Here is a 5,453-nt window from a genome sequence, read left to right as displayed (position 1 = left end):
CGGGGCGCTCGCGGCCGCAGCCTCCTGCCGCGCGCCGCCGAGCGCCCGGGGGTCCGCCCCGGAGGCGGGCGCGGCGGGAGGCGCCTGCGCGGCGAGCAGCGCGATCAGGGCGGCGGCGAGCGTCATGCACCTGGAGCATTCGGCGCCCCCGGGCTCGCCGCAACGGCTCGGTGAACGGCGGGCTGGGCGTCGCCCCCGCGCTCTGGCAGGCTCGGCCGAGCACCCGAAGGAGGCCCCGTGTCCGTACGCCCTCGCCGCAGCGTCCTCTACGTCCCCGGCGCGAACGCCCGCGCGATCGAGAAGGCGCGCACGCTCGACGCCGACGCCCTCATCCTCGACCTCGAGGACGCCGTCGCGCCGGCCGCGAAGCGTGAGGCCCGCGCCCGCGTGGTGGAGGCGCTCGCGGCGGGCGGCTTCGGTCACCGCGAGCTCGCGGTGCGGGTGAACGGCCTCGCCACGCCGTGGGGGGCGGACGATCTCGCCGCCCTCGCGCGCGCCGGCGCGGATGCGGTGGTGCTGCCCAAGGTCGAGTCCGCCGCGGAGGTGCACGCGGCGGAGGCGGCGCTCGCGGCGGCCGGCGCCCCGGGGAGCCTCGCGGTGTGGTGCATGATCGAGACGCCGCGCGGCGTCCTTGCCGCCGCCGAGGTCGCCCGCGCCTCGCCGCGGCTCGCCTGCCTCGTCGCGGGCACGAGCGACCTCGTGAAGGACCTCGGCGCACGGCACACGCCGGGGCGGCTCGAGGTGCTGACGAGCCTCGGCCTCCTCCTGCTCGCCGCCCGCGCCGCCGGGCTCGCCGCGCTCGACGGGGTGCACCTCGACCTCGCGGACGACGCGGGGCTCGAGGCGAGCTGCCGGCAGGGGCGCGACCTCGGCTTCGACGGCAAGACCCTCATCCACCCGAAGACGATCGCGGCCGCCAACCGCGCGTTCGCGCCGGGCGGCGCGGAGCTCGAGGAGGCGCGCCGGGTGATCGCCGCGCACGCCGCCGCGGAGGCGGCGGGGCAGGGCGTCGTGGTGGTGGACGGGCGGCTCGTCGAGGCGCTGCACGTCGCCGCAGCGCGCCGCCTCGTGGCGCTCGCCGAGGCGATCGCCGCGCGGGGACCGGCTGCTGAGTGAGGGCACCCGCCCGGTTGACAGGAGCGTCCCCGGCCGACTACGCTCCGTCGATAATGCGAATCACTCGCAACATGGAGAAGGCGCCGCCCGCCTCTTCAGACGGCTGCGACGACGTCCGCTGCGGCTGCGGCAGCCTGCTCGCCCGGGTGGTCGAGGGGGCGGTCGAGCTCAAGTGCCGCCGGTGCAAGCGCGTCTGGCGGCTGCCCGTCCAGGGCGACCTCCGCGTGCTCGGCCCCTCGTCGCGCGCGGACTCGCGGTGAAGCACGGCGGCGCCGGCCCGCGCCGCTCCGCGCGCGCGCCGTGCGGCGCCGCACGGGGCCGCCGGTCGCCCCGCGCGGTGGACAGGGGTGTGCCCATTCCGTAGACTCCTCCGCTCCCGATGCGCGGAATCCGTGGGGCGACGCAGGTCGCGGCGAACAGCGTGCCGGCCATGGAAGAGGCCGTCGTCGAGCTGTGCCGCGAGATCGAGCGGCGGAACGAGATCGGCCCGGCCGACATCGTCTGGGCCATCTTCACCGTGACCCACGATCTCGACGCGGACTTCCCCGCCCGGTCGGCGCGGGTGGCCGGGTGGACGGGCGTCCCCATGATCTGCTCCCAGGAGATCCCGGTGCCGGGCTCGATGCCCCGGGTGGTGCGCGTGCTCCTGCACGTCGACTCCGCCGGGCCGCGCAGCCACGTGTATCTTCGCGGCGCCCAGGCGCTGCGGCCGGATCTGCACCGGGAGCCGTGAGCGGACCACCGATCATGATCCGTGAACAGTCAACGAGCCGAGCGAGCCCTTCGGGGCGCCACCGCGAGCGCCGCGGAGCCGCCTCGAGCCGCGCCCGGCCTGCGAGGCCGGCGGCCGCGGCGCGACTCGCCCGGTCGGGCGGGGGAAGAGCCCCCGTCTAGAGAGGACTTCGAGGACGATGGTGCCGATCAAGAAGAGCGCCTCCGAGGCGGAGATCGAGGGCGTCTCGGAGCCGTACGAGCTCGCCTCGCTGGAGCTGCACCCGGGCCGCACGATCGTAACGGTGGGGCGCGGCCCGGCCGCCGTCGCGTTCGGCGGGAGTCGCGTGCCGGTCGTGGCGGGGCCGTGCGCCGTGGAGAGCTGGGAGCAGCTCGAGACGGTCGCCCGCGCGGCGAAGGCGGCGGGCGCCCGGCTCCTGCGCGGCGGCGCGTTCAAGCCGCGCTCGTCGCCGTACACGTTCCAGGGGCTCGGCGAGGAGGGCCTCGCGCTGCTCGCCCGCGCGCGCGAGCTCACCGGCCTGCCGGTGGTGACCGAGGTGATGAGCCCGGACGCGGTCGGCCTCGTCGCCGAGTACGCCGACTGCCTCCAGATCGGCGCGCGCAACATGCAGAACTACGACCTCCTGCGCGCGGTCGGCGCGGCCGGCAAGCCGGTGCTCCTGAAGCGCGCGATGTCCGGCACGATCGAGGAGCTCCTCATGGCCGCGGAGTACGTGCTCGCGGCCGGGAACCCCGACGTCATCCTCTGCGAGCGCGGTATCCGGACGTTCGAGCGCGCGACGCGGAACACCCTCGACCTCTCCGCGGTGCCGGTCCTGAAGGAGCTCACGCACCTGCCGGTGGTCGTCGATCCCTCGCACGGGACCGGCAAGCGCAGCCTCGTGCCGGCCATGGCGCTCGCGGCGGTCGCCGCCGGGGCGGACGGGCTGCTCCTCGAGGTGCACCCGGATCCCGCGCGCGCCCGCTCCGACGGGCCGCAGTCGCTCACGCCCGCAGGGCTCGAGGCGCTCCTCCCCAGGCTGGCCGCCGTGGCGGCCGCGGTCGGGCGGGAGGTCTAGCCGTGGCCGCGAGCGCGCTCCCTCGCACGATGGGCGTCGTCGGCCTGGGGCTCATGGGCGCCTCGCTCGCGCGCGCCGTGCGCGCCGTCGATCCTTCCGTGCGCATCGTCGCGGTCGAGCCGCGGGAGGACGTCCGCGCCCAGGCGCTCGGCGACGGCGTCGCCGACGAGGCCCGCGCGGCGCCGGACGCCGCGCTCGCGGCGTGCGAGCTCGCCGTGCTCTGCACGCCGGTCGCCGCCATCGAGGCGCTCCTCGGGCCGGTCTCGCGGCTCCTGCCCGACGGCGCCGTGCTCACCGACGTCGGCGGCGCGAAGGCGCACGTCGTCGCCGCGGCGCGGGCGGCGGTCCGGCCGGGCGTCGCCTTCGTGGGCGCGCACCCGATGTTCGGCGGCCACGGCGGCTACGCCGGCGCGAGCGCCGACAAGTGGAAGGGCGGCACGGTGGCGGTCTGCACCGACGCGCCCGCCGAGGCGGTCGAGCGGGTCGCCGCGCTGCACCTCGCCCTCGGCGCCAAGGTGGAGCGCTGCACCGCCGCCGAGCACGACGGCGCGGTGGCGATGGTCTCGCACCTGCCGTACCTCGTCGCCTCCGCGCTCGCCGTCGCCGCGCGCGAGGCCGGCCCGCTCGCCATGAAGCTCGCCGGCCCGGGCCTCAAGGACATGACGCGCCTCGCGGCGTTCCCCTTCGACATCCAGGGCGAGGTCGCCCGGCGGAACGCCGGGCTCCCGGACGCGGCGGCGCGGCTCGAGCGCCACCTCGCGCGGCTCCTCGCCGCCGTCGTCGAGTCGCCCGAGGCGGCGCGCCACGCGCTCGAGGCCGCGCGAAAGGCGCGGGAGGAGATCTTTTGAGCACAGGAACCGGACCGCTCACCTGCCGTCGCGAGGGGCCGCTCCGCGGATCGATCGAGGTCCCGGGCGACAAGTCCATCTCGCATCGCGCGCTGCTCTTCGGCGCCCTCTCGACCGGCGAGACCCGCGTGCGCGGCCTCCTCGACGCGGAGGACGTCCACGCCACCCGCCGCGCCGTCGAGGCGCTCGGCGCGGCGGTGCGCGCCGAGGGCGACGAGCTCGTGGTCGTCCCGCCCGCGGCGCTGCGCGAGCCAGGCGACGTGGTGGACTGCGGGAACTCCGGCACGAGCCTCCGGCTCCTCACCGGCGTCCTGTCGGGCGTGCCCGGCCTCTCGATCCTCACCGGGGACGCCTCGCTGCGTCGCAGGCCCGTCCGCCGCGTCATCGATCCGCTCCGCCGCATGGGGGCGGATCTCTCCGCGCGCGACGGCGACCGGCTCCCGCCGGTGGTGGTGCGCGGCCGGCCGCTCCGGGGCGTGCGCCACGCGCTGGAGGTCGCGAGCGCGCAGGTGAAGAGCGCGTGCCTCCTCGCCGGGCTATTCGCGGAGGGTGAGACCTCGGTCGCCGAGCCGGAGCGCTCGCGCGATCACACCGAGCGCATGCTCGCCGGGATGGGCGTGCCGGTCCGCGTGGACGGCCTCGAGGTGACGATCGCCCCGGCGCGGCCCCGCGGCGGCCGCGTCGACGTCCCGGGCGACATCTCCTCGGCGGCGTTCTTCCTCTGCGGCGCGGCCGCGCTCCCCGGCTCCGAGGTGACGGTGCGGAACCTCGGGGTGAACCCGACGCGCACGGGCCTGCTCGACGTGCTCGCCGCGATGGGCGCCGAGGTGGTGCGGACGAACGAGCGCGAGCTCGCGGGCGAGCCGCGCGCCGACGTCACCGTGCGCGCGGCGGCGCTCCAGGCCACGGAGATCCGCGGCGCCATCATCCCCCGGCTCATCGACGAGCTGCCGGTCGTGATGGTGATGGCGACCCAGGCGCGCGGCCGGACCGTCATCCGCGACGCCCGCGAGCTCCGCGTGAAGGAGTCCGACCGGCTCGCCGCGATGGGAGAGACGCTCGCCCGGGCGGGCGCGCGGATCGAGCTCTTCGACGACGGCTGCGCCATCGAGGGGCCGACGCCGCTGCGCGGCGTGACCGTGCAGACGCGCCTCGACCACCGCATCGCCATGTCGATGGCGATCGCGCAGCTCCTCTCGGGCGAGGAGGTCGTGCTCGACGACGTCGCCTGCGTCTCGACGAGCTTCCCCTCCTTCTTCGCGCTCCTCGACGGGCTCTCCGGGGGCGGCGCGTGATCAGCGGGAGGACCGCCCTCTACGGCGTCGTCGGCCAGCCGGTGCGCCACAGCCGCTCGCCGGAGCTGCAGGCGGCGGCCTTCGAGCACCTCGGCATCGACGCCGTCTACGTCGCGCTGCCGGTGGCGCCCGAGCGGCTCGAGGAGGCGCTGCGCGGCGCGCACGCGCTGGGCTTCCAGGGCCTCAACGTCACGGTCCCCCACAAGCGGGCCGCGGCCGCGCTCTGCGAGGCGGTGGACCCGGTCGCGCGCGAGGTGGGGGCGGTGAACACGCTCCGGCGCACCGAGCGCGGCTGGGAGGGGTTCAACACCGACGCCGCGGCGTGCCTCATGCTGCTCGGCGAGGAGGGCCTCCGGCCCGGCGCGCGCGCGCTCCTCGCCGGGGCGGGCGGGGCCGCGCGCGCG

Annotated in this window: 7 protein-coding genes; all 7 read left to right on the top strand. The window is 77.1% G+C overall.

All coding sequences use genetic code 11. The features are described 5' to 3' along the window. Positions 1 to 237 precede the first annotated feature (237 nt). Positions 238 to 1,116 carry a CoA ester lyase gene (locus MNZ39_RS23085; RefSeq protein ID WP_242341441.1) on the top strand — a complete coding sequence of 293 codons (879 nt, stop codon included), beginning with the start codon at positions 238 to 240 and terminating at the stop codon, positions 1,114 to 1,116. A 53-nt stretch (positions 1,117 to 1,169) separates the two neighbouring features. Next, on the top strand, positions 1,170 to 1,376 hold the full coding sequence (locus MNZ39_RS23080; protein WP_242341440.1) for a hypothetical protein: 207 nt from the start codon (positions 1,170 to 1,172) through the stop codon (positions 1,374 to 1,376). Positions 1,377 to 1,495: 119 nt separating this feature from the next. Beyond that, a complete protein-coding gene (gene aroH, locus MNZ39_RS23075; RefSeq protein ID WP_242341439.1) occupies positions 1,496 to 1,849 on the top strand; it encodes a chorismate mutase in 354 nt (117 codons plus the stop codon). A 178-nt stretch (positions 1,850 to 2,027) separates the two neighbouring features. Further along, entirely contained in the window at positions 2,028 to 2,906 is an 879-nt protein-coding gene (gene aroF, locus MNZ39_RS23070) for a 3-deoxy-7-phosphoheptulonate synthase (protein ID WP_242341438.1), read from the top strand. 2 nt (positions 2,907 to 2,908) lie between these two features. Further along, a complete protein-coding gene (locus MNZ39_RS23065; protein ID WP_242341437.1) occupies positions 2,909 to 3,754 on the top strand; it encodes a prephenate dehydrogenase in 846 nt (281 codons plus the stop codon). Next, complete coding sequence (aroA, locus tag MNZ39_RS23060) at positions 3,751 to 5,049, top strand: 3-phosphoshikimate 1-carboxyvinyltransferase (protein ID WP_242341436.1); 1,299 nt, start codon at positions 3,751 to 3,753, stop codon at positions 5,047 to 5,049. Before MNZ39_RS23065 ends, aroA begins: the two co-directional genes overlap by 4 nt. Further along, positions 5,046 to 5,453: shikimate dehydrogenase (locus MNZ39_RS23055; RefSeq protein WP_374202558.1), on the top strand; the 408-nt coding region annotated here is incomplete at its 3' end. The genes aroA and MNZ39_RS23055, both read left to right, overlap by 4 nt.

The sequence above is a fragment of the Anaeromyxobacter sp. SG66 genome (assembly GCF_022690805.1).
GTDB lineage: Bacteria > Myxococcota > Myxococcia > Myxococcales > Anaeromyxobacteraceae > Anaeromyxobacter > Anaeromyxobacter soli.
This window is presented reverse-complemented; position numbering and strand designations above follow the sequence as displayed.

What these genes read in the sequence shown, in the direction of transcription:
- MNZ39_RS23080 (WP_242341440.1), top strand. Translation starts at nt 1,170, where the DNA reads ATGCGAATCACTCGCAACATGGAGAAGGCGCCGCCCGCCTCTTCAGAC.
- aroF (WP_242341438.1), top strand. Translation starts at nt 2,028, where the DNA reads ATGGTGCCGATCAAGAAGAGCGCCTCCGAGGCGGAGATCGAGGGCGTC.
- aroH (WP_242341439.1), top strand. Translation starts at nt 1,496, where the DNA reads ATGCGCGGAATCCGTGGGGCGACGCAGGTCGCGGCGAACAGCGTGCCG.